The sequence below is a fragment of the Actinomyces sp. W5033 genome, from assembly GCF_051303165.1.
Window position 1 is genome coordinate 30,989 of record NZ_JBPPGD010000012.1, and the last position, 20,807, is coordinate 51,795.

Genomic DNA, 20,807 nt, shown 5'->3' on the forward strand with positions numbered 1-20,807 from the left:
CGGCAGGCTCATGCCACCAAGCGGGCAGGGCGAGCGACAGGACGCCGCGTTGACCGAGCCCGGTCGCGGCCCGTCCCGTGGTGCCTGTCAGCGCCCGCCGGCCGGACGGCCACCGCGGCTCCTTTTCCTGCCCGAGGCTCCGCGCCCACCCCCGTGCGCGCCTCGGCCACCGTGGCCCGCCCCGCCACGGTCCTTGCTCCCGGCGGGCCGCACCCCGGGCGTGCCGATACGGCCGGCCTTGCCCGTCGTGCGTGCGCCGGCCTGCCCAACCTTGGTCTCGGCCCTGGCAGCGCCTCCACCCGTGCCGCTTCTCGCCTCGGAGCGGGCGCGCGCCCTGCCGCTGCGGCGGCTGACGGTGCTCGCCCGTCCCTCCTTCGTCCGGCCCGGGTGCTCGCCCTTGAAGGCCACGCCCTGTGGCATGTCCTCGACCTCGACACGCGGCGCCTCCTGCCCCACGAGCGCGGACACCGCCTCGTCGGAGGGCCGGACGCGCTCGATGTCGGCCTTGATCTTGGCCTTTTTGAGCAGGACCTGGACGTCGTGCCTCTGCTCGGGCAGCACGAGTGTCACCACAACGCCGTCGGCGCCCGCACGGGCGGTGCGGCCCGAACGGTGCAGGTACGCCTTGTGCTCGGCCGGCGGGTCCACGTGGACGACGAGCTCGACCCCGGAGACGTCGATGCCGCGGGCCGCGATGTCGGTGGCGACCATGACGTGCACCTGGCCGGAGGAGAAGGCGGCCATGGCACGCTCGCGCGCGTTCTGGCTCATGTTGCCCTGGAGCTCGACCGCGGGGACGCCGGCCAGGACGAGCTTGCGCGCCAGCCGGCGGGCGAGGTGCTTGGTGCGGGTGAACAGGATGCGCTGGCCGGTGCCCGAGGCGAGACGGGCAACGACGGCGTCCTTGGCCGTCTTGTCCGCGACCAGCCACACGCGGTGGTCCATGGAGCGCACGGGCGAGGAGGCCGGGTCCACGGCGTGGTGGAGCGGGTCGTGGAGGAACTCCTTGACAAGGGTGTCAACCCCGTTGTCAAGGGTCGCGGAGAAGAGCATCCGCTGTCCCCTCTCGGGGGTGGCGCGCATGATGCGGCGGACGTTGGGCAGGAAGCCGAGGTCGGCCATGTGGTCGGCCTCGTCCAGGACGGTGACGCTCACCTCGTCGAGTGAGACGAGCCCCTGGCCCATGAGGTCCAGCAGGCGCCCAGGGCAGGCGACGGCGATGTCCACGCCGTCGGCCAGGGCCTTCTCCTGGGGCTTCTGGGACACGCCCCCGAAGATCGTCGCCACGCTCAGCTCGAGGGCCTGGGCGAGCGGGCGGATGGTGTCGGCGATCTGGATGGCGAGCTCGCGGGTGGGGGCCAGGACGAGGCCGATGGGGTGGCCGGGGCGGGCCATGTCCTCGTCGGCCAGGCGCTGGACGAGCGGCAGCGCGAAGGCGAGGGTCTTGCCACTGCCGGTGCGTCCACGGCCGAGGACGTCACGTCCACGCAGGGTGTCCGGCAGGGTCGCCGTCTGGATGGGGAAGGGTGCGCTGAAGCCACGGGCGTCGAGGTCGGCGACGAGGTCGGGGTCCACGCCGAGGGAGGCGAAGGTGGCCTGGCCGTCAGCGGGGAGGGAGGAAGCGAAGGGCGCGCGGGTGGCGGTCCTGCGGGTGGTGGGCACGAAGGCTGTCCGTTCAGTCGTGGCCGTGCGCCCGCGCACCGGTTCGGGGCGGGGCGACGGTGCGGGGTGGTGCCGGCGTTCAGGGCTCGACGGCTCACCTCCACAGTGGGAGGCGGCCGGAACCGGGGCACCAGCCTGGCCACGGCGGGTCGCCGGGCCGGGAACTGAGTCTTGCATGCCGCCGCGCCGTCCGCCATGACGCGGGCCTCACATCACACACCCTGCCATGCCCCGCCCGTTCCTGCCAGCCCCTCCCCCACCACCGAGTTCGGGGGTTACGCGCCGAGATCGTGCGACTAACCCCCGAACTCGAAACCGAGCCACCGACCTCGGCGACAGAGGGAGGCAGAAGAGGGAGGTAGAAGGAAGGTCACAGGCTCACAGACCGACGCCCGCGGTCGCCTGGGCCGTCCCGGCGCTGTCGCCCTGCACCATCGCGGTGGCGTACTCGCCCTCACCGGTCGCGGTGAGCGGCTTGCCGCCGTCGATCGTCATGGAGACGGTGGCATCCGTGCCGTCCTTGACCTGGGCGAGGATGCTGGCCACCGACAGGTCGATGGTGAGCGCACCGTCGATCTCCACCTTCTTGCTGAACGGCAGCGCCTCATCGGTCAGCTGCTCCTGCGACAGGGATCCGTTGGCGTCGATGCTCGTCATCGTGATGTCGGCCGACGTCGCCGTCGTGCTCGTGACCTCGAAGACGATGACGTGGTTGTCGGCGGAGATGACGTCCCCGCCGGCAGGGCCCGCAGCCGTGCTCTGGCCGGAAGAGGCCTCCGAGCCGGAGGAGCCGCAGGCGGTCAGGCCGACGGCGGCAGCGATGCTGAGGGCGCCGAGGCCAAGGACACGGCGCGACAGGGTGGGAGACAGGGTGGAAGGCATGAGAACTCTCCTAAGGAGCCGAGTAGCGAGGGTCGGAGAGAACGTACCCCCCGTTGGCTCGCAACCCCGGTCTCGGCCCGCGCTCACGCCCGCCTGCGTGCCGGGACCCGGTTGCCCCCGCCGGTGCCGCCCAGGGCGACGGCACCGGAGACGAGGAGCAGGCCCAGCAACTCCCACGCGTTCGGCCGCTGGGCGAGCATGACGACGCCGACCATGAGCGAGGTCGCCGGGAACAGGGCCTGCAGGAGTGAGAAGGTGTCCGAGCGCAGGCGTCCGAGGTTGACCTGGTCCAGCACGTAGGGCACCACCGTGGACATGACGGCCACGCCCAGCACACGTGCGACGGTGGGCAGGTCCACGAGGGCGGTGCCCGCCGTCGTGGCGGCCAGCGGCAGGTAGAGGAGGCTGCCCGCGGCAGAGGCCACCGCGAGGGAGTCGAGCCCCGAGCCGGCCCCCGCCACCGCCCGTCCGGTGAGGATGTAGGCGGCCCAGGCGCCCCCGGCGGCCAGGGCGACGAGGACCCCGGTGCGCTGGCCCGGCTCGGACATGTCCAGCCCCAGGCCCCCGATGGCGACCACACCTGCCAGCGCCACGACGACGGCGACCCGCGGGCGCCAGCCCCGTCCGGTGGCGAGGGCGACGACGACGGGCCCGAGGAACTCGAGTGAGACCGCCGTGCCCAGTGGCAGGAGCTCGATAGAGGCGTAGAACAGGACGTTCATCGTGGCGGTGGCGGCGCCGAAGGCAGAGCACACGGCCAGCTCGCGCGCTCTCCAGCGCCGCCGCCACGGGCGCCGCCACACGAGCAGCACGAGAGCGCCGATGGTGATGCGCCACCAGGCCACCGTGGTCGAGGGCATGAGGGCGAACAAGGTGACGGCGAATCCCGCACCGACGTAGCTCGACAGCCCGGACAGGACGACGAGGGCGGGGGCGGGCACGGCCCGCAGGACGGCGCCGGGTACGCGGGCCGGGTGACCGGGGCGGGGCGGGAGGCAGGCGGGCACGCGCCCCATTGTCGGCCCGCGCGGTGGCGGTGCCACGTATGTTTGCCTCACAGGCGCACGGTCGCGAGGTCATCACCACAGCCGCGCACGACCGTGGCCGGCACCGTCAGCGAGGAGGCGGCCGTGGAGCGCAGGCACGTCGTCGTCATGGGGGTCTCGGGGTGCGGGAAGTCGAGCACCGCGCGGGCGGTCGCGAGGAGGCTCGGCCTGCCCTTCCTCGAGGCCGACGACCTCCACCCGGCGCAGAGCGTCGCGAAGATGGCGGGGGGCACCCCCTTGACGGATGAGGACCGCTGGCCCTGGCTGGAGCGGGTACGGCGGTGGATGGACGAGTGCGCGGCCGACGGCGAGCAGGCGGTGGTCGCCTGCTCGGCGCTGCGGCGCGCCTACCGGGACGTGCTGCGCGGCGGGGGCGATGACGTCCTGTTCATCGAGCTCGACGTGCCGCGGGCCGAGCTCGAGCGGCGCCTGGCAGGCCGCCGCAGGCACTTCATGCCGGCGTCCTTGCTGGACTCGCAGCTGGAGGCGCTCGAGCCGCTGGGTGCCGACGAGCGTGGGGCGCGCCTCGTGTCCCACGCCGGCCCGCGCCGCACGGTCGAGGCGGTGCTGGCAGCCGTCCGCCGCTGCGGCGGCCCGACGGCGAGCGGCCCGACGTCCTGAGAGGCGGGGCAGCCCGCCCAGCCCCTGGCAAAGGCCCTGGCCCGGGGCGCTCCCCTCAGCCCAGGAGCGCGGCTGCCAGCAGCTCGACGGGCACGAAGCCGGCGGTGGTCAGCAGCACGCAGTCGCGGGCCAGGGACTTGGCGGTGCTGTACCGGGTGGCGTACATGAAGACGTTCTGCGCGCTGGGAAGGGCCGCCGTCGTCACCGGTACCAGCAGCCCGTGCCCCCGCAGCCCCAGCGCGAGCCCGATGGCGACGGCGAGGGCCGGCACCACCAGGAGCTTCCAGGCGACCGTGAGCCACAGGGCGGCCCCGCGCTCACCGCGGTCCTCGTCGTCCTCCGGCACGGTCACGGCGGGGGCGGTGGGGGCGGGGGCTGCACAGGTGGCGGGTGCGGCGGCGACAGAGGCGGGGGCGCTCGTGCGCTCCCCCGGCCGCAGTCGGGTCACCTGGGCGATGGTGAGGCGGCGTCGCACGCGCGGCGAGGAGGCGGCCAGGCTCATTCCCAGCGAGATCATCATGACGGTGGCGGCGAGGGAGCCGAGGGCGTCGAGCGCACCGGTGACGAGGCCGCCCAGCCACGCGCCCATGTCCCAGCCGGCGAGGTTGACGAGCAGCCCGACGAGGACGCCGATCAGCAGGGGGTTGCGCAGCGGCGCGATCCACACCCGGAGGCGCGAGCAGCCACCGGCGCCCGCCCCGGCGTCCTCGGGCTCCTGCGGCAGGCGCCTCGCCTCGGCCCAGTCAAGGACGGCGAAGGCCACGGGGGACAGGACGAGGAGCTGGAGCATGAGGACCGGGGCGATGGCGGCGGCGTCGCCCAGCAGGACGATGAGCACGGGGATGCCGAGGTTGGCGGCGTTGACGTAGCCGGCGGCGAGAGCGCCGATGGTGGCCTCGGCGAGGGGCCGGCGCAGGCCCCAGTAGTGAAGGGCGAAGGCGGTCAGCACCCCGATGACCTCGGCGGACAGCCCGACGATGGTCTGGCGCGACAGGACGGCGGCGAGGTCCGCCTGCGCCACGGTGGTCACCAGCAGGGCGGGGGTGGCCGCGTAGAAGCACACGCGGGTGAGCACGGTGTCGCTGCCGGCGGGCACGGCGTCGAAGCGCACGAGGACCCAGCCCACGGCGATGACGGCGCCGAAGACGGTCAGTCCCGCCAGGACCTCAGCCATACGGGGTCACAGGCTCGAGGTCGGCCCAGGTGGCGGCGTGGTCCGACACGACGAGGCTGCGCGTGCCCCAGGACGTCGCCCGCAGCGGGACAGCCACCGCACGCATGAGGTCGTCCGCGCCCAGGGGCACGCCGTCGGCGCCCAGGGGCCAGGGGTCGGTGAGCAGGTGGTCGATGCGGTGGCGTGGCCCGGCGGCGGGGAAGGTGGGGCCCTCACCCAGCGCACGGGCGACGCCCAGCCTGGAGAGGGCCTCGGCCCGCAGGTTGAGGTCGCCGGCGAGCAGGTGGGCTCCAGGCAGGGTGGACAGCGCGGCCCAGGCGTCGGCGAGCTGGGCGGCGGCGACGTCTGAGCGGGTGGCCAGGTGGGTGGAGGCGACGGCGAGCGGGACCGCGGGCGCTCCAGGCACTGGGGCGCCGGCGCCCACCGGTGTGGGCGCCGCACCTGTGTCGAGGGTCGCGGCGAGCATGACCCGCGCTGTTGAGGTCAGGACCCGGTAGGAGCGCGGGTTCCAGGCGGGGGCGCCGTCGCGGCGGGTGACGTGGGCGGGGCCGCGTCCCAGGCGGCGCACGTGCCACGAGCCGACGGGCAGGCGGCTGAGCAGCGCGTTGCCGAAGCCCGCCAGAGGCAGGCCGACGCCTCGCCTGAGGTAGCCCAGGACATCGTCGCCGGGAGAGCTCAGCGCGGAGCGCAGCGGGCGGCGCCGCAGCCCGGTGACGGCTCCGGCGTAGGCGGCGGCGAAGCGGTGGTGCCGCCAGCCCAGCAGGCGCGCCAGCTCGGCCGCCTGGTCGAGGCGGCCCGAGCGGGCCTGCCCGCGGTCCACCTCCTGCAGGGCGATGACGTCGGGGGCGATCTGTCTCAGCTGGTCGGCCAGGGCGGCTAGGACCTCCCGCGCGGCGCCCGAGTCGGCGAGGTCCGCACCCGCGAGCCGGGCGGTCGCCGGGTCGTGGACGGCACCTGCCCCGGGGCGCCCGTGCTGGAGGTTGAGGCTCAGGACACGGGTCACTGCCCTGCCTCGAAGGTGAGGCTGACGGAGTTCATGCAGTAGCGCTGACCGGTGGGGGTCTGGGGGGCGTCGTCGAAGACGTGGCCCAGGTGGCTGCCGCAGACGGCGCAGCGCACCTCGGTGCGCACCATGCCGTGGCTGGTGTCGGTCAGGAGGGTCACGGCCCGGCTGTCGCTGGGGTCGTAGAAGGACGGCCAGCCGCAGTGGGAGTCGAACTTGGTGGTGGAGCGGAAGAGCTCGGCGCCGCAGCCGCGGCAGCGGTAGACGCCCTCGCGGCGCTCATCCAGCAGGGCGCCGGTGAAGGGCCGCTCGGTGCCGGCCTCACGCAGCACGTGGTACTCGAGGGGATCGAGGAGTGCGCGCCACTGGGCGTCGGTGCGTGCAATGGCGGCGGGGTCGAGGCGGGGTGCGGGGTCGTTGCTGGCCACGTCACCATCGTGGACCGCGCCCGGCCCCCGGGGCTAGGGCGACCGCCCAGTGGGCACAGCGGCGCCCGTCGCACGGGCTCAGCGTCCGCCGCGTCCAAGTCCGGCGTCCTCGGCGCCCGTCGCGCGGGCTCAGCCCTGCGCATCCTGCCCGCGCTCGTCGAGGAAGGCGGCCTGGTCCGCGGTCGAGATGACCTGGGTCGCCTCATCCCGGAGCGGCTGCTCGCCGCGGTCCTGGCGGGCAAGGATGCGGCGTCGGCGCACCTTGCCGCGGCGGGCGCGGCGCACCGGGGAACGGCCCCGGGCTGCGGCGCGCAGGCGGGCGGCCTCCACGGGATCGGCGCCGACGGGCTCCTGCGGCTGCGTCGGCGCCTGGACAGCAGGCTGCTGCAGGACGGCCAGCTCCTCAGCGAGCCGGGCGACCTGCTCGGGCCGGGGGTCCTGGGAGACCTCGACCTGCTCGATCTCGACCCGGGTGCGCGGCAGGGCGTAGGGCGCCTCGCGCTGGAGCCAGTGGACGAGCTCCTCGCGCAGGAGGCACTGAAGGCTCCACACGCCCCCGGCGTCGGCCGCGGAGATGGCGACCCGCACGGTGACCGTGCCGCCGCTGGTCCCGGTGACATCGACGTCGGCGGTCCTGCCGTCCCAGGTCTGCGAGCCCTGGATGATCCGTATGGCCTCGGCCCGCAGGGCGGAGACGGGCACGCGCCAGTCGAGGTCGAGCTCGACGGTGCCGGTGTACTCGGTGGAGTGACGCGACCAGTTCTCGAAGGGGTTCTGCGTGAAGTACGAGGAGGGGTAGATGAGCCGACGCCCGTCCCACACGCGCACGACGACGTAGGTGAGCGTGACCTCCTCGATGACGCCGCGGTCGGTGCCGACCAGGACGACGTCGTCCACACGGATGGCGTCGGTGACGGCGAGCTGGACGCCGGCGAAGACGTTGCCGAGCGTGGACTGCGCGGCGAGGCCGGCGATGACGGACACGAGGCCCGCGGAGGCGAGCAGGGAGCCCAGGGCCAGGCGCGCGGAGGGGAAGGTCATGGCGGCGCCGACGGCACCGCAGACGATGACGACGGCCTCAGCCACGCGCCTGAGGACCTGGGCCTGGGTGGTGACGCGGTTGGCCCGTCCCTGGTCCCCGGCGCCGCGCACGCCCGCGACGACGGAGGACTCCACGGCCTTGAGCAGGGCGGTGGCGACGCCGGTGCCGGCGAGGATCACCCCGATGAGGAGCGCCTGGATGGCGAGGTCGCTCCAGGCGGGCAGGGAGAGGTTGAGGCGGGCGATGGCGGCACCGGTGTAGCCGCCGGCGAGCGCGCCGAGCACATCGAGCGGTGTGCGCGCGAAGCGGGCGACCTCGCCGTACAGGCTGCGGCGGTTCCCGAGGGCCTTGAGGACGGCGACGAGGACCACGGCGAGGACGAGTCCCACGAGGGCGCCGACGCCGGTGTGGACGAGGAGCCCCAGGACGTCCTCGGTGGCCTCGGCGACGGCCTCGACGGCGTCGGACGTGGGGGTGGGGGTGGTCATGGGCACAGCGTAGGCGGGGTGGCTGTGGTGGGCCTGTGAGGGTCACCGCCGGTGCTGCTGCGCACATCACTTCCCCACGAGACGTACTACGCCACACGTAGTACGCTGTACGTATGAACCTCAGGACAGGAGTTGCGCGGCCGTGATCAGCGCGGACGCCATTCGCGGCCACATCGACCTCATCGTGCTCAGTCTGCTGAGCACCAGCCCCTCATACGCCTACGAGCTCGCCAAGACCATCACCGAGATCGGCGGCTACACCATCAAGCAGACCACGCTGTACTCGGCCCTCAAGCGCCTCGAGGCTGCCGCCCTCGTCGCCTCCTACGCGGGCACCTCGGGCTCCGGCAAGCCCCGCACCTACTACCGGCTCACCGACGGCGGCGCCGCCCACCTGAGCGACAAGCTCAGCGAGTGGGAGGACACCAAGGCCCTCATCGACCGCTTCGCCGCCCGCGCCACCACCCTCTGACCCCTCCCCCGAAGGGACCACCCCGATGGACACCATCACCGCCTTCCTCGACGCCATGTTCGCCCCCTACCCCGCCACGCCGCGCCTGGCCGAGGCGAAGGCCGAGCTGCGGACCATGATGGAGGATGCCTACGCCGACGCGCTCAGCGCGGGCAAGACGCACAACGAGGCCGTCGGCCAGGTCATCACCGACTTCGGCAACCTCGAGGAGCTGGCGCCCGTCCTCGGCATCCTCCCCGAGATCCGCCAGGCCCAGGGCGCTCCGGCCGGCACGGCCGCTCACGGCGCTGCCCCCTGGGGCCCGCCGGCCGTCACCCTGCCCGAGGCCCAGGAGCTGGCCGAGGCTAAGCGCACCACCGCCCGCGCCCTGGGCAACGGCGTGGCTCTGCTCGTCCTGGCCGCGGTCCCGCTCATCACTCTGTCCGGCACGGCCCGTGGCGAGGGCCTGTTCGCGCTCACACCCGATGAGGCCGGCCTCCTCGGCCTGCCGCTCACGCTGGTCCTCGTCGCCGCCGGCGTGATCGTCCTCGTCCGGCGCAGCCGGGCCTTCGTGAGCACGCGACACCTGCTCGGCGGCCGCTTCACCCAGGACCCGATCGTCTCAGCCTGGGCGGAGCGCCTACGCATGGAGCACGAGGGGCCGCGCTCGCGCACCCTGGCCGCGGCCGTGGGCCTGTGGATCATCTCCGCGATCCCGCTCGTCAGCGCCGGCATCCTCTCCGACATGCCCGGACACCAGGACTACGCCCCCCTCGGTGCGGCCCTCACGCTGGTGCTCGTGGCCCAGGGCCTGCGGATCTTCCTGCCGACGAACTGGGCGGCCTCGACGCACAGCACCCTCACCAAGGAGGGCCGGGCCGCCAACGCCCCGGAAGGCTGGCACAGCGCGGACGGCCTCATCGGCGTCATCGCCGCCGCCTACTGGCCGCTCACCATCATCACCTACCTCGTGTGGTCCTTCGCCTTCGACGCGTGGGGGATGAGCTGGGTCGTGTGGCCGGTCGCGGGCGTCCTCTTCGGCGCGATCGCGGCCGTCGCCTCGGCGACGGCGCAGGCCCGGCGCAACCGGGGGCGCTGAACCCGGCGGCGCGCGCACAAGCGAAGGCCCGGGTCCTTGTGGGACCCGGGCCTTTCGCAGTGGCTCCGACCGGCGTCGATCCGGTGACCTTTCGATTTTCAGTCGAACGCTCTACCAACTGAGCTACAGAGCCGTGGACGCGCTCGGCCCGGCCATTGCTGACCGGGCCGATCCGCTTCCGCGACCTTGACGGGACTTGAACCCGCGACCTCCGCCGTGACAGGGCGGCGCGCTAACCAACTGCGCCACAAGGCCATATGAAGTTCGCACGAGCTGGTACCCCCAACGGGATTCGAACCCGTGCTACCGCCGTGAAAGGGCGGTGTCCTAGGCCGCTAGACGATGGGGGCCTGTTGCCCTTGGCGTCGTCGCGCCTCGAACCGGGTAGAACACTAAGGGCAGGATCCGCGGGTGCGCAAATCCCTCGGAGGTGACTCTGCTCACCGGCCTGGATGCTCGCCGGTCAAGCTCGCCCGCACGACGGCGTCGGGGCCCGCAGGCCGCGGCAGCCCGCCCCCGCAACCGCGCCCCGGCGCCTCCTGCCCCACGACCCGTGGCAGGCTGCTTCCATGAGCCCAGTGAGGATGTCGGAGGAGGACTTCGAGCGCGCCGTGCAGGACGCGCTCGACCGCATCCCCCCGGACCTGCTAGACGCCATGGACAACGTCGTCGTCCTCGTCCAGGACGAGCCGGAGCAGCAGACGCAGGAGGACGAGCAGGACGGCAGCGCGCTGCTGGGGCTGTACCTGGGCGTCCCCCTCACCGAGCGCGACGGCGGCTGGTCGGGGATGCTGCCGGACAGGATCCTCATCTTCAAGGGCCCGCTGGAGCGCTGCTGCGAGGACCGCGAGGAGCTGGTGGAGCAGGTCGCGGTGACGGTCATCCACGAGGTCGCCCACCACTTCGGGATCGACGACGAGCGCCTGCACGAGCTCGGCTGGGGCTGAGCGCCCCCACGCCACCAGGGCCTGGTGCCCACCACGAGGCACTGAGGCGTCCGAGGCCACAGCGCACGGGCCCCACACGCGGCGCGGCACTGTCGCAGCCGCCCAGCCGCTGCGCCGGCGCCCGTCGCGAGGAGGCGATCCTCACCCACGTGACGGATGGGGCGGGTTCCTCGCCGGCCACGCACCTGACGCTCACGCCGGTGCAGGCGCAGGAGGTGGCGCTCGCGCGCCTGGTCCTTCTTAACCGGCACACGCTCATCCTTGACGAGGCCACGAGCCTGCTCGACCCGCAGGCGGCCCGCACACTCCAGCGGACCCTGTCAACGGCGCTGGCCGGGCGCACGGTCATCGAGGTGGCGCACCGGCTGTACACGGCGCAGGACGCGGACCGGGTCGCCGTCGTCATGGACGGGCGGGTGGTCGGGCTCGGCACGCATGAGGAGTCTGGTGGCACTGGGCGGCGAGTACGCGAGCCTGTGGGAGGCCTGGAGCCAGGAGCAGCAGCCGCGCCCGGCGCCCCGCTAGGGTCAGCGTCATGACATCGCGCCCCCTGCCCCGTCGCACAGTCCTCGCGGGGCCCCTGGCGGCCGGTGTCCTCGCCGCCTGCTCCGGGCCCCCGGCGAGAGCCCCGGAGAGCGGGCCGGCGACGGGGCGATCGCCTGGGACCTTTCCCCGGGCCACGCCGTCGGCCTCCTCCTCCCCGGAGCCGATGACGCCCCCGCCCGCCTCCCCCTTGGAGGGATGGAGCCTGGAGGAGAGGGTGGGCCAGCTGCTCATGGTGGGCGTGCCGGCCCAGGGCGCCTCGCAGGAGCACGCCGAGATCGTCTCAGCTGTGCACGCCGGCGGCATCTTCCTGCACGGGCGCTGCACCCAGGGCGCTGGGGCCACGCGCGCCGTCGTCGCCTTCTACACGGCCCTGGCGTCCCGGGCGGCGCCGCTGGTCGCCACGGACCAGGAGGGCGGCGCGGTCCAGGTCTTGTCCGGCCCGGGCATGTCCACGCTCCCCGCGCCCGAGCAGCAGGCGCTGCTGGACCCCACAGCGCTGACCGTCCGCGCCGCCGGCTGGGGTGCGGAGCTCGCGGCGGCGGGGGTGACGATGAACCTTGCTCCCTGCGCGGACCTCGTGGACACGCTGGCACCGTCGGACAACGCTCCGATAGGCACCTGGGGCCGCCAGTACGGCACCGACGCAGCCACCGCCACGGCCGGGGTCCTCGCCTTCAGCGAGGGGATGCGCTCGGCGGGCGTGGAGCCGGTGGTCAAGCACTTCCCCGGCCTGGGGCGCGTCACCGAGAACACGGACACCGCCGCCCAGGTGACGGACTCGGACACGACCCGAGACGGCGACCCGGCCGTGAGCGTCTTCGCCGAGGCGGTCAGGGCGGGTGCCCGCGCGGTCATGGTCTCCTCAGCCACCTACCTTCTTATCGACCCCGAGGCCCCGGCCTGCTTCTCCCCCGTCGTCGTCACCGGCATGCTGCGCGGGGACCTCGGCTTCACCGGGGTGGTGATGACCGACGACGTCGCCGCGGCCGCCCAGGTGCAGGACTGGTCCCCGGCCGAGCGGGCGGTGCTGGCTGTACGGGCCGGCGTAGACGTGGTGCTGGCCTCCGCCGACGCCTCGGTGGCGCCCGAGATGGCGCAGGCCCTCGTGGCCGAGGCGCGGGCCGACGCGGACTTCGCGGCCCTGGTGGACCGGGCGGCGCTGCGGGTGCTCGCGCTCAAGGGCGTCCCGGGCGCCTGAGCGCGGCCGGACCTGGGGCGGGCGCCTCAGCGCATGACGGTCGTGCCCTCGCTGGAGGCACCGACCTTGAGGTACTTCGCGAAGCAGTCATCCCGGGGCAGGCCCTGGGCTGTGCACCAGGCGTTGGCCTCCTCTGCGGTGGCGAAGGGCTCGGCCACGACGACGACCCACCAGTGCCCACCGGTGTCGAAGACGGACCAGTCGTCGGAGCACAGCAGGATGGCACTCGGGTAGGCCTCCTTGAGGCTCATGTAGTGCTCCCAGACGGCGTGCGCGTCCCAGGTGGTGCTGTCAAGGACGAGTCCTGGCTTCTTCGATGACAGCTGCGGCACCCAGGTGCCGTCGAGCGGGCCGGAGACCGTGGCGAGGTCTGCGTTGGCCTGTTCGCGCAGGACGCCCATCCATATGGTGTCCATGGTTGCGGCGTCCGGGGCGCTGGCCGTGCTGAGTCGGACCGCTCCGGTGGCGGTGCCGGCACTGGCTGCTCCCGACAGGTCGCGGGCGACGAACAGCTCGGCGCTGTCGACGGCGATCTGGGCGGCACTGACGTAGTGGAAGGACGAGCCGAAGACGAAGGTGAGGTCCACACCCGAGGCGGGCACGGCGACGGGATCCGTACTCAGGTCGAAGACGGCGACGGCGGCAGCCACCCGGGTGGACGGGCTCAGGCTCGAGCCCTTGAGACCGGAAATGAGGGTGACGAGGTTGGAGACGCCGGACAGGACGTCGCCGTCCTTGCAGGTGGCAGTCACGTGCACGTCCACCTCGAGGCCGTCACCGTCACGCACGGCACGGACCTCGTAGACCGGGTCGGTGGCGCAGCGGGACACCGTGACAGACGTGGTGCTCGCCGTGGGCAAGGCAGGGGCCCCGGCCAAGGCGGTGGCGGAGGCCGAGGGCTCGGTGGAGCCGCTCGGGGCCGAGGGCGCAGGCCTCCCATCCCAGCGCCGCAGGGCGACAACGGTCACGGCACCCACGAGGGCGAGGATGAGGAGGCCGGCAAGAACCACGACCCAGACCCGGTGGCGACGACGTCGCACCGGCGTAGCGCCAACCGGGGACACGGTCGCGGGATGGGCAGTGGTGGGATGGTCCGGAGGAAGGTCCTGGGGCGGGGCCCAGGCGGTGGGTGCCTGCTGGCCGGCAGGCGCGGCCGCCCAGGTCGGGGCCTGCCGGCCGGGCAGCTCCGCTGCCTCCGGCAGGCCGGGGGCAGCGGAACCCGCCACGTCGTCGGCAACCGGCGCACCTTCCGGTGGGAGGACCACCTCGGCCGCGGTCCTGCGGCTCGCCTCGGCCAGCCAGTCACGCAGCCCCGGGTAGATCGCCGGGTTGGCCGCGAGCGCGGCGCGCAGGTCCGGGCGCTCGGCGGCGATCGCTGCTTGAAGGTGCTGGTCGGTGGTCGTCGCGGCGATGAGGGGGGAGGCGGCCCGGGCCGCCGTCTTGAGCTGTTCGGGACCCATGGGCAGAGCCTTCCGGTGCGGGAGCGCCCCGGCTCACACGGGTCGCACCTCAATGGTAGCCACCAACCCCGTCGAGGTGTCCAGGACCACATCGGCGCTGGCTGGGCGCACGCGTCCCGGTCCAGCGCCCGGCGGCCGCGCAGGTGTGAGAACCTGGCACAGGCACAGGCACGCGGGTACCGTTGCGCGCAGCACACGTCACTCCCTCACCAAAGGCTCCGTCCCACATGTCCCAGTACCAGCCACCCTCGGGTGGTCCCGGCTCCCAGCCCTCCCTCGGTGAGCTCGTCGCCCGGATCTCTGAGAACGTCACCGGCCTCGTCAAGGGCGAGATCGAGCTTGCCAAGGCCAAGGGCAAGCGCATGGCCATCGCGCTCGGCCTGGGCGCCGGCCTGCTCGCCGCCGCCGCCGTCCTCGCCCTGTACGCCTTCGGGATGATCCTCAGCGCACTCGCCTGGGCCATCGCCGAGGTGCTCTCGCCCTGGGCGGGCCACCTCATCGTCGCCGTGCTCCTGCTCGTGGTCGTGGCCGTGCTCGCCCTGCTGGGCCTCAACCGGCTCAAGACCGCCCAGAAGGACGTCCCCGCACCGCAGGAGGGGCTCAAGGCCGACGTCGCCGTCGCCACGGCCGCCCTGCAGGAGGGCCTGGAGAAGGGCGGCACGAAGTGAGCACCCACGCGCAGCAGCCCGCCTCCCCGCAGGTCACCTCAGCAGTGGGCACACCCTGCCCACCCCGTCCGGCCACCACCCCGGCAGGCGGGCACACCGGCCCCTCCGCCACCGAGATCGCGGCCCAGGCCCGCGCCCGACGCGCTGCGAGGGCCGCCCGGTCCCCCGAGGGGATCGAGGCCGAGCTCGCCGCTCGCCGCGCCCACCTCACCGCGGACCTCACCGCCCTGGGAGCACGCCTGGCTCCCCAGTCGCTCAAGGCGCAGGCGACTGCCTCCGCCCGCGAGGCCGTCGCCCAGGCGCGGGCGGGCATGGCCTCCGCCCTGGCCGCCTCCCGCCCCACCACGTGCGCTCAGGCCGGTGCCGCCGGTGCCGCCGGTGACGATGAAGGCTCCGGCTGCTGCGCCCCGGCACCGAGCGTGCTGGACCGGGTCCACCGCCTGTTCGACGACGCCCGCGACGGGGAGCCGACCTCGTTGGGGATCGTCACCGGCGCTGCCCTCGTCCTGGCGGGTGTGAGCGTGCTCGCCGTGGTCAAGGCTCTGCGCCGATGAGCCAGACCCCGTCCCCCACCCCGGAGGAGATCGAGGCCCGGCTGCGCACCGCACGGGCCGAGCTCGCCGCCAGCGTGGACGCCCTGGCGCAGCGCGTCTCCCCTCAGGCCCAGGCCCGTGCGGCCGGCGAGCGCTGGGGCGCGCGCCTGGCCCAGGAGCGCGACAGGCTCGTGGACCGGGTCAGCGCGCTGCACCACCGCGTCGTGGAGACGGTCGAGCGGGCGCAGGCCGGCGACGAGGACGCTCGGCGCACGGTCACGGCAGTGGCCGGTGGCACCGTGGCCGCGGCGGCGCTCGCCTCCCTCCTGCGCCGCTCCCGCCGCCGCTGAGGCCCGAGGGCGGGCCCGCGGGCCGCCGTCGGCCACCGCCTGAGCCATCGACGGCCCGCGGGGCGTTGTCCCTCACATGGCGCCGAATAGCCATTTGCGGCGGCGTGGATATAGGCTCGCCCCACGACACATTTGCCCACGTGATGCGCGCCTCGCGCGCCAGAGATTGTTGGAGGGGGTCGAGCCTATGGGGCGCGGCCGTCAGAAGGCCAAGGCGACGAAGGTCGCCCGCAAGCTCAAGTACTTCAGCCCGGAGACCGACTACGCGGCTCTCGAGCGCGAGCTCGTCAGCGCGTCCAGCGGTGCCGAGGTTGACGGCGAGACCGACTACGAGGAGCTGGCCTCCAAGTACAACGTGGACGACGACGAGTGGGACGACTCAGAGGAGAAGTGACCCGCTCACCATCACCGCTCCGGCGAGGGGAGGCACCCGTCGCAGGCAGGGGCCGGCAGGGAACACACCTGCCGGCCCTTGTGCTGTCTGGACGTCCAGCGCTCTGGGGCCCACACCCCTGAGCCCGCAGGCGGCCACCCCCGAAGGAGGGCTGTCACCTCCCCGCGGAGGATCCTGTGGGCCTTAGACAGCAGGAGGCCCACAGGCTGCGCCAGACCTCAGGCGGTGCGGTAGCTGCCGTGGATGTCCACGGCGCCGGCATCGACGCCCTTCGTGCCCGCGACAACGCGCCCACGCGGAACGTGCTGCTCGGCACCGTGCACCGAGCCGAGCACCCAGGCCGGCGCACCCGCCGCTGCCGAGACCCGCAGCACCTCGTCCACGGCCTCGGGGGCGACGACGGCGACCATGCCCACCCCCAGGTTGAGCGTGGACTCCAGGTCGTCCCACGGCACGCCGCCGAGCGTGCGCACGAGGTCGAACACGGCGGGCACCGTCCAGGAGCCGCGGTCCACCTCTCCCACGAGGCCGGCAGGCAGGACCCGGGCGAGGTTGGCGGCCAGACCGCCTCCGGTCACGTGGCTGAAGGCGCGCACGCGCAGCGCCCCGGGGTCGCAGGAGCCGACCGGGTCGATGGCCTCCACGAGGTCGAGGCACAGGGCCGAGTACAGGCGCGTAGGCTCCAGCAGCTCCTCGCCGAGCCTGCGGCCGAGCTCGGGCACGTGGCGGTCCAGCGCCCACCCGGCGTGCTCGACGACGCGGCGCACCAGGGAGTAGCCGTTGGAGTGCAGGCCGGAGGCCGCCAGGGCGACGAGCACGTCCCCCTCGCGCACCCGCTCGGCGCCGAGCATCCGCTCGGCCTCGACCACGCCCGTGGCGGCGCCGGCGACGTCGTACTCGTCGGGGCCCATGAGGCCGGGGTGCTCGGCGGTCTCCCCGCCCAGCAGGGGGGTGCGCACCTGGGCGCAGGCCTGCGCCACTCCGCGCACGATGTCAGCGATGCGCTCGGGCACGACGTGCCCGCAGGCGATGTAGTCCGTCATGAGCAGCGGGCGCGCGCCCGTGACCGCGATGTCGTCCACAACCATGCCGACCAGGTCCTGGCCGATGGTGTCGTGCACGTCCATGGCCTGGGCGATGGCGACCTTCGTGCCCACGCCGTCGGTGGAGGTCGCCAGCAGGGGCCTGCGGTAGGCGCGCAGCTCGGAGACGTCCACCATGCCGGCGAAGCCGCCCACGCCGCCGACGACGGCCGGTGTCATGGTCGCGGCCACCGAGGCCTTCATGAGCTCGACGGCGCGGTCACCCGCCGCGGTGTCCACTCCCGCGGAGGCGTAGGTGATGCCGGAGGAGGGCTGGGTGGGGGCGGTGCTCACGTGCGGGGTCCTTCGTCGGTCAGGGGTGTCGGTGCGGTGGAAGCCGGGGAGGCGGTGGTGACGGCGGAGCCGTTGGACAGGTCCGGGAGGGTGACCGTGCGGGGGGCCACGACGTCGTCGTTCACCGTGGCAGGACGTCGGCGGACGGCGGTGGGGACCCGGTTGACGGGCACCGTGCCCACGGCAATGCCCTCGATCGGTGGTGCGATGGGGTAGCGGCCGGTGAAGCAGGCGGTGCACAGCTCGTCCTGCGGCTGACCGGTGGCCTCGACCATCCCCTCGACGGACAGGTAGCCGAGGGAGTCGGCACCGATGGACTGCCGGATCTCCTCCACGCTCATGCCGGTGGCGATGAGCTCGGCGCGGGTGGCGAAGTCGATGCCGTAGTAGCAGGGCCACAGCACCGGCGGGGAGGAGATCATGACGTGCACCTCGGCGGCCCCCGCCTCGCGCAGCATCTTGACCAGGGCACGCTGGGTGTTGCCACGCACGATGGAGTCGTCAACGACGACGAGCCGCTTGCCCTCGATGACCTCACGCACCGGGTTGAGCTTGAGGCGGATGCCCAGCTGGCGCAGCGTCTGGGTCGGCTGGATGAAGGTGCGGCCCACGTAGGCGTTCTTGAACAGGCCCTGGCCGTAGGGGATGCCCGAGGCCTGGGCGTAGCCGATGGCGGCGGGCGTACCGGACTCGGGGGTCGCGATGACGAGGTCGGCGTCCACGGGGTGCTCACGGGCGAGCGCCGCCCCCATGGCGTTGCGGGCGGCGATGACCGAGCGGCCGGCGATCTTGGTGTCGGGGCGCGCGAGGTAGACGTACTCGAAGACGCAGCCGGCGCGGCGCGGCTGGGCGAAGCGCGTGGAGCGCACGCCATCGGCGTCGATCTCGAGGAGCTCGCCGGGCTCGATCTCACGCACGAAGGTGGCGCCGACGATGTCGAGGGCGGCGGTCTCGGAGGCCACCACCCAGCCACTGCTGAGGCGGCCCAGGACCAGGGGACGCACCCCGTGCGGGTCGCGGGCGGCGTAGAGCGTGTGCTCGTCCATGAAGACGAGTGAGAAGGCGCCGCGCAGCATGGGCAGGACGCGGCGGGCCGTCTGCGAGACGGTCAGGGGCGGCTTGGTGGCGATGAGATCGACGTCGGGCTCGACGCCGGTGGACACAAGGTCCTCGACGTCGTCCCAGCCCTCGAGGAAGCCGCGCTCGGAGACCAGGGCCATGAGGGAGGCGAGGACGGCCGTGTCCGTCGAGGAGCCACGGCCCAGCTCGCCGCGCAGGTCCTCGCCGTTGGTGGCGCGGATGCGCTCCATGAGCTGGCGGGTGTTGGTGAGGTTGCCGTTGTGAGCGACGGCGAGGGTGGAGCCGCCGGAGACGGGCCCGAGCATCGGCTGGGCGTTCTCCCAGGTGGTGGCGCCCTGGGTGGCGTAGCGGGTGTGCCCGACGGCGATGTGCCCGGGCAGGTTGGTGAGGATCTGGTCGTTGAAGACCTGGGAGACGAGGCCGAGGTCCTTGTAGACGAGGATCTTGGAGCCGTCCGTCGTGGCGATGCCAGCGGACTCCTGGCCCCGGTGCTGCAGGGCGAACAGGCCGAAGTAGCTCAGGCGCGAGACGTCCGCACCCGGGGCCCAGACGCCGAAGACGCCGCACTCCTCACGCACGGAGGCCTCGACGAGGTCACCAGGGTTCATCAGGCTCGTGGGGGCGGGAGGGGTGGTCTGGGTGGTGTCACCGACGCTCACCGGCACATCCTCCCACACGTCAACCCGGCCCTGCCCCGCGTAGGAGGAGGCGCGTCCCACTGCCACAGGCCCCGACGGCAGCCGGGCACCGCGGGAGGCGTGTCAGCGCACCAGGGTGAAGGAGGTGCGGGCGCTGGCGACGTCGGCCTCCACCAGCCGTACCCGCACGGCCTCGCCCACCGGCATGCCCGGGGCCGCGGGGTCCTGCGTCCCGTCCTCAACGCGGACGGCGGCGACCACGGCCGGCTCAGTGAGCATGACCTCGCCGCGGCCCTCGTGCCCGCACAGCAGCACGCCGTCGAAGACCTCGCCGATGTGGCCCGCGAGCACAAGCGCCTCGACGGCGGAGACCGCGCCCCGCTCGACCGCGCGTGAGCGGCGGCCCGCCTGGGCCATGGCCCCGGGCAGGCAGGGAAGGGCGTCCAGGACCCAGCCGGGCACCGGAGCCCCCGCGCAGGCCGCCACGCACACCTCCTCGCCGTAGCGGTCCACCAGGCGGCGCAGCGGCGCGGTCACGTGCGCGTAACGGGCGGCGATGGCCGAGTGGACCGCCTCCTGCCTCGCCGTGGGCGTCGGCCCGCAGCCGGGGCCGAAGGCGAGGTACCCGGCGCCGCGGAACAGGCCCGCGGCCTGGTCCATGAAGGCGAGGTGGGCGCTGACAGCAGGGTCGAGGCGGCGCACGAGCCCGGCATAGGGCAGGTCCTCGGGCCAGTCCACGCCCAGCGCCCGCGCCACGCGCCGCAGGCGCCGGTGGTCGTCGGGCTCGGCCGGCGCCATGGTGCGCAGGACGCCGACGCCGGCCTGCACCATGATCCGGGCCGCGCACATGCCGGTCAGGAGGGAGACCTGGGCGTTCCACCTCTCCACCGGCAGGGCGGCGCGGTAGGCCAGGCGGTAGGCCGCCTCAGCGCCGTCGGCCCCGCCCACCGGCACGCGGCGCACCTCCTGCTCCGGCACGGACAGGGACACGCCCCCGCGCAGCACCTCCTGCTGCTCACGCAGCCTGCCGACCTCGCTCAGCAGCTCAGGCAGGTCCTGCGGGACCGGCGCGGGAAGGCAGGAGGCGCCGTCGACGGCGTCCTGGACCTGGGCGTAGGAGAGCCGGGCGCGTGAGCGCACGAGGGCGCGCTCGACGTGGGCGCTGGTCACGGCCCCGGCGGCGTCAAGGCCGATGCTCCACAGGTAGCTGGGGCGGTCGGCTCCCGGCAGGAGGGAGGCAACCGAGTGGGACAGGGACTCGGGGTGCAGCGGACAGGCGCGGTCGGGGGCGTAGACGGTCTCGCCGCGCCGCCGCAGCTCGGTGTCGAGGGCGCCGCCGGGGGTGATGAAGGTGGTGGGTGAGGCGATGGCGTACAGGAGCCGGTAGCCGCCGTCGGCGTCCTGCGGGCCGCTCCGCTGGAGCAGGAGCGCCTGGTCGAGGTCCTGGGAGCCGGGCGGGTCGATGGTGACCAGTGGCAGGTCGCGGGCGTCGCGCACCGGCAGGCCGTCGCCGTGCCCGCGGGCCACAAAGCGCTCGGGGCCGCCCGTGCGCCAGTCCCGGCAGGCGGCCTCGGCCTCCGCCAGCGCCGCGGCCGGGAAGGCCTCGGCGACCTGGTGGCGCTCACGCAGGGCGTCCAGGGCGGCGACGACGGCGGCGGGCGGGGCGGTGTAGGCGCTGAGCCGGGGGCGGGGCATGGGCTGAACCTACCGAGGGCGCCGAC

Annotated in this window: 20 protein-coding genes, 3 tRNA genes and 1 pseudogene; 10 read left to right on the top strand and 14 right to left on the bottom strand. The window is 73.9% G+C overall.

From position 1 onward, the window contains the following. Positions 1-87: 87 nt before the first annotated feature. The 3 genes from ACSJJR_RS09015 to ACSJJR_RS09025 form a co-directional block, all read right to left on the bottom strand. A complete protein-coding gene (locus ACSJJR_RS09015) occupies positions 88-1,662 on the bottom strand; it encodes a DEAD/DEAH box helicase (protein ID WP_435943088.1) in 1,575 nt (524 codons plus the stop codon). Between the two features lie 378 nt (positions 1,663-2,040). Then, complete coding sequence (locus ACSJJR_RS09020; protein WP_435943089.1) at positions 2,041-2,544, bottom strand: hypothetical protein; 504 nt, start codon at positions 2,542-2,544, stop codon at positions 2,041-2,043. Positions 2,545-2,627: 83 nt separating this feature from the next. After that, positions 2,628-3,551: an EamA family transporter gene (locus tag ACSJJR_RS09025; protein WP_435943090.1), complete on the bottom strand. Its 924-nt coding sequence runs from the start codon at positions 3,549-3,551 to the stop codon at positions 2,628-2,630. A 123-nt stretch (positions 3,552-3,674) separates the two neighbouring features. Here ACSJJR_RS09025 and ACSJJR_RS09030 point away from each other — a divergent pair, with 123 nt between their 5' ends. Next, complete coding sequence (locus tag ACSJJR_RS09030; RefSeq protein WP_435943091.1) at positions 3,675-4,211, top strand: gluconokinase; 537 nt, start codon at positions 3,675-3,677, stop codon at positions 4,209-4,211. A gap of 55 nt (positions 4,212-4,266) precedes the next feature. Here the strand turns inward: ACSJJR_RS09030 and ACSJJR_RS09035 are convergent, their stop codons facing one another. The 4 genes from ACSJJR_RS09035 to ACSJJR_RS09050 form a co-directional block, all read right to left on the bottom strand. Further along, complete coding sequence (locus ACSJJR_RS09035; protein WP_435943092.1) at positions 4,267-5,385, bottom strand: AEC family transporter; 1,119 nt, start codon at positions 5,383-5,385, stop codon at positions 4,267-4,269. Beyond that, positions 5,378-6,388, bottom strand: coding sequence for an endonuclease/exonuclease/phosphatase family protein (locus ACSJJR_RS09040; protein ID WP_435943093.1), 1,011 nt, complete (start codon positions 6,386-6,388; stop codon positions 5,378-5,380). Before ACSJJR_RS09040 ends, ACSJJR_RS09035 begins: the two co-directional genes overlap by 8 nt. After that, positions 6,385-6,816 (bottom strand): peptide-methionine (R)-S-oxide reductase MsrB, encoded by a 432-nt coding sequence (msrB, locus tag ACSJJR_RS09045; RefSeq protein ID WP_435943094.1) that lies wholly within the window; start codon positions 6,814-6,816, stop codon positions 6,385-6,387. Before msrB ends, ACSJJR_RS09040 begins: the two co-directional genes overlap by 4 nt. Positions 6,817-6,945: 129 nt before the next feature. Next, the gene (locus ACSJJR_RS09050; RefSeq protein ID WP_435943095.1) at positions 6,946-8,346 is read right to left on the bottom strand and encodes a mechanosensitive ion channel family protein; all 1,401 of its coding nucleotides are present in this window, start codon (positions 8,344-8,346) and stop codon (positions 6,946-6,948) included. 142 nt (positions 8,347-8,488) lie between these two features. Here ACSJJR_RS09050 and ACSJJR_RS09055 point away from each other — a divergent pair, with 142 nt between their 5' ends. Beyond that, positions 8,489-8,818 carry a PadR family transcriptional regulator gene (locus ACSJJR_RS09055; protein WP_435943096.1) on the top strand — a complete coding sequence of 110 codons (330 nt, stop codon included), beginning with the start codon at positions 8,489-8,491 and terminating at the stop codon, positions 8,816-8,818. 25 nt (positions 8,819-8,843) lie between these two features. Further along, on the top strand, positions 8,844-9,896 hold the full coding sequence (locus ACSJJR_RS09060) for a permease prefix domain 1-containing protein (protein WP_435943097.1): 1,053 nt from the start codon (positions 8,844-8,846) through the stop codon (positions 9,894-9,896). A gap of 60 nt (positions 9,897-9,956) precedes the next feature. On the opposite strand, the gene ACSJJR_RS09065 is transcribed toward ACSJJR_RS09060, so the two are convergent. The 3 genes from ACSJJR_RS09065 to ACSJJR_RS09075 form a co-directional block, all read right to left on the bottom strand. Then, positions 9,957-10,029: transfer RNA gene (locus tag ACSJJR_RS09065), tRNA-Phe, on the bottom strand. Between the two features lie 48 nt (positions 10,030-10,077). Beyond that, positions 10,078-10,151, bottom strand: a tRNA-Asp gene (locus tag ACSJJR_RS09070). Positions 10,152-10,170: 19 nt separating this feature from the next. Next, positions 10,171-10,246 (bottom strand) — tRNA-Glu (locus ACSJJR_RS09075). 219 nt (positions 10,247-10,465) lie between these two features. Between ACSJJR_RS09075 and ACSJJR_RS09080 the strand changes: the two genes are divergently transcribed. The 3 genes and pseudogenes from ACSJJR_RS09080 to ACSJJR_RS09090 all read left to right on the top strand — a co-directional run bounded on the left by ACSJJR_RS09080 (position 10,466) and on the right by ACSJJR_RS09090 (position 12,587). Further along, positions 10,466-10,843, top strand: a complete 378-nt coding sequence (locus ACSJJR_RS09080) for a metallopeptidase family protein (protein ID WP_435943098.1) — start codon at positions 10,466-10,468, stop codon at positions 10,841-10,843. A 182-nt stretch (positions 10,844-11,025) separates the two neighbouring features. Beyond that, positions 11,026-11,368, top strand: a pseudogene (locus ACSJJR_RS09085) (ABC transporter ATP-binding protein); the annotation flags it as partial. Positions 11,369-11,603: 235 nt separating this feature from the next. Further along, positions 11,604-12,587: a glycoside hydrolase family 3 N-terminal domain-containing protein gene (locus tag ACSJJR_RS09090; protein WP_435943099.1), complete on the top strand. Its 984-nt coding sequence runs from the start codon at positions 11,604-11,606 to the stop codon at positions 12,585-12,587. A gap of 26 nt (positions 12,588-12,613) precedes the next feature. On the opposite strand, the gene ACSJJR_RS09095 is transcribed toward ACSJJR_RS09090, so the two are convergent. Beyond that, positions 12,614-14,047 carry a hypothetical protein gene (locus ACSJJR_RS09095; RefSeq protein WP_435943100.1) on the bottom strand — a complete coding sequence of 478 codons (1,434 nt, stop codon included), beginning with the start codon at positions 14,045-14,047 and terminating at the stop codon, positions 12,614-12,616. 227 nt (positions 14,048-14,274) lie between these two features. Between ACSJJR_RS09095 and ACSJJR_RS09100 the strand changes: the two genes are divergently transcribed. The 4 genes from ACSJJR_RS09100 to ACSJJR_RS09115 all read left to right on the top strand — a co-directional run bounded on the left by ACSJJR_RS09100 (position 14,275) and on the right by ACSJJR_RS09115 (position 15,992). After that, positions 14,275-14,715 carry a phage holin family protein gene (locus tag ACSJJR_RS09100; RefSeq protein WP_435943101.1) on the top strand — a complete coding sequence of 147 codons (441 nt, stop codon included), beginning with the start codon at positions 14,275-14,277 and terminating at the stop codon, positions 14,713-14,715. Next, the gene (locus tag ACSJJR_RS09105; RefSeq protein WP_435943102.1) at positions 14,712-15,269 is read left to right on the top strand and encodes a DUF3618 domain-containing protein; all 558 of its coding nucleotides are present in this window, start codon (positions 14,712-14,714) and stop codon (positions 15,267-15,269) included. The genes ACSJJR_RS09100 and ACSJJR_RS09105 overlap by 4 nt, the downstream gene beginning before the upstream one ends. After that, complete coding sequence (locus tag ACSJJR_RS09110; protein ID WP_435943103.1) at positions 15,266-15,598, top strand: DUF3618 domain-containing protein; 333 nt, start codon at positions 15,266-15,268, stop codon at positions 15,596-15,598. The genes ACSJJR_RS09105 and ACSJJR_RS09110 overlap by 4 nt, the downstream gene beginning before the upstream one ends. Before the next feature lie 187 nt (positions 15,599-15,785). Continuing rightward, positions 15,786-15,992 carry a DUF3073 domain-containing protein gene (locus ACSJJR_RS09115; RefSeq protein WP_435943104.1) on the top strand — a complete coding sequence of 69 codons (207 nt, stop codon included), beginning with the start codon at positions 15,786-15,788 and terminating at the stop codon, positions 15,990-15,992. A 218-nt stretch (positions 15,993-16,210) separates the two neighbouring features. On the opposite strand, the gene purM is transcribed toward ACSJJR_RS09115, so the two are convergent. The 3 genes from purM to ACSJJR_RS09130 all read right to left on the bottom strand — a co-directional run bounded on the left by purM (position 16,211) and on the right by ACSJJR_RS09130 (position 20,781). Continuing rightward, a complete protein-coding gene (purM, locus tag ACSJJR_RS09120; RefSeq protein WP_435943105.1) occupies positions 16,211-17,368 on the bottom strand; it encodes a phosphoribosylformylglycinamidine cyclo-ligase in 1,158 nt (385 codons plus the stop codon). Beyond that, complete coding sequence (gene purF, locus ACSJJR_RS09125; RefSeq protein ID WP_435943125.1) at positions 17,365-19,056, bottom strand: amidophosphoribosyltransferase; 1,692 nt, start codon at positions 19,054-19,056, stop codon at positions 17,365-17,367. The genes purM and purF overlap by 4 nt, the downstream gene beginning before the upstream one ends. Positions 19,057-19,209: 153 nt before the next feature. Further along, positions 19,210-20,781, bottom strand: a complete 1,572-nt coding sequence (locus tag ACSJJR_RS09130; protein ID WP_435943106.1) for an RNB domain-containing ribonuclease — start codon at positions 20,779-20,781, stop codon at positions 19,210-19,212. Between the last annotated feature and the right edge of the window lie 26 nt (positions 20,782-20,807).

Bases quoted from the DNA above. Each gene is read 5' to 3' on its own strand.
- ACSJJR_RS09020 (WP_435943089.1), bottom strand. From the start codon at position 2,544: ATGCCTTCCACCCTGTCTCCCACCCTGTCGCGCCGTGTCCTTGGCCTC.
- ACSJJR_RS09100 (WP_435943101.1), top strand. From the start codon at position 14,275: ATGTCCCAGTACCAGCCACCCTCGGGTGGTCCCGGCTCCCAGCCCTCC.
- ACSJJR_RS09110 (WP_435943103.1), top strand. From the start codon at position 15,266: ATGAGCCAGACCCCGTCCCCCACCCCGGAGGAGATCGAGGCCCGGCTG.
- ACSJJR_RS09115 (WP_435943104.1), top strand. From the start codon at position 15,786: ATGGGGCGCGGCCGTCAGAAGGCCAAGGCGACGAAGGTCGCCCGCAAG.
- ACSJJR_RS09130 (WP_435943106.1), bottom strand. From the start codon at position 20,781: ATGCCCCGCCCCCGGCTCAGCGCCTACACCGCCCCGCCCGCCGCCGTC.
- ACSJJR_RS09050 (WP_435943095.1), bottom strand. From the start codon at position 8,346: ATGACCACCCCCACCCCCACGTCCGACGCCGTCGAGGCCGTCGCCGAG.
- purF (WP_435943125.1), bottom strand. From the start codon at position 19,056: ATGAACCCTGGTGACCTCGTCGAGGCCTCCGTGCGTGAGGAGTGCGGC.
- ACSJJR_RS09095 (WP_435943100.1), bottom strand. From the start codon at position 14,047: ATGGGTCCCGAACAGCTCAAGACGGCGGCCCGGGCCGCCTCCCCCCTC.
- ACSJJR_RS09035 (WP_435943092.1), bottom strand. From the start codon at position 5,385: ATGGCTGAGGTCCTGGCGGGACTGACCGTCTTCGGCGCCGTCATCGCC.
- ACSJJR_RS09080 (WP_435943098.1), top strand. From the start codon at position 10,466: ATGAGCCCAGTGAGGATGTCGGAGGAGGACTTCGAGCGCGCCGTGCAG.
- ACSJJR_RS09060 (WP_435943097.1), top strand. From the start codon at position 8,844: ATGGACACCATCACCGCCTTCCTCGACGCCATGTTCGCCCCCTACCCC.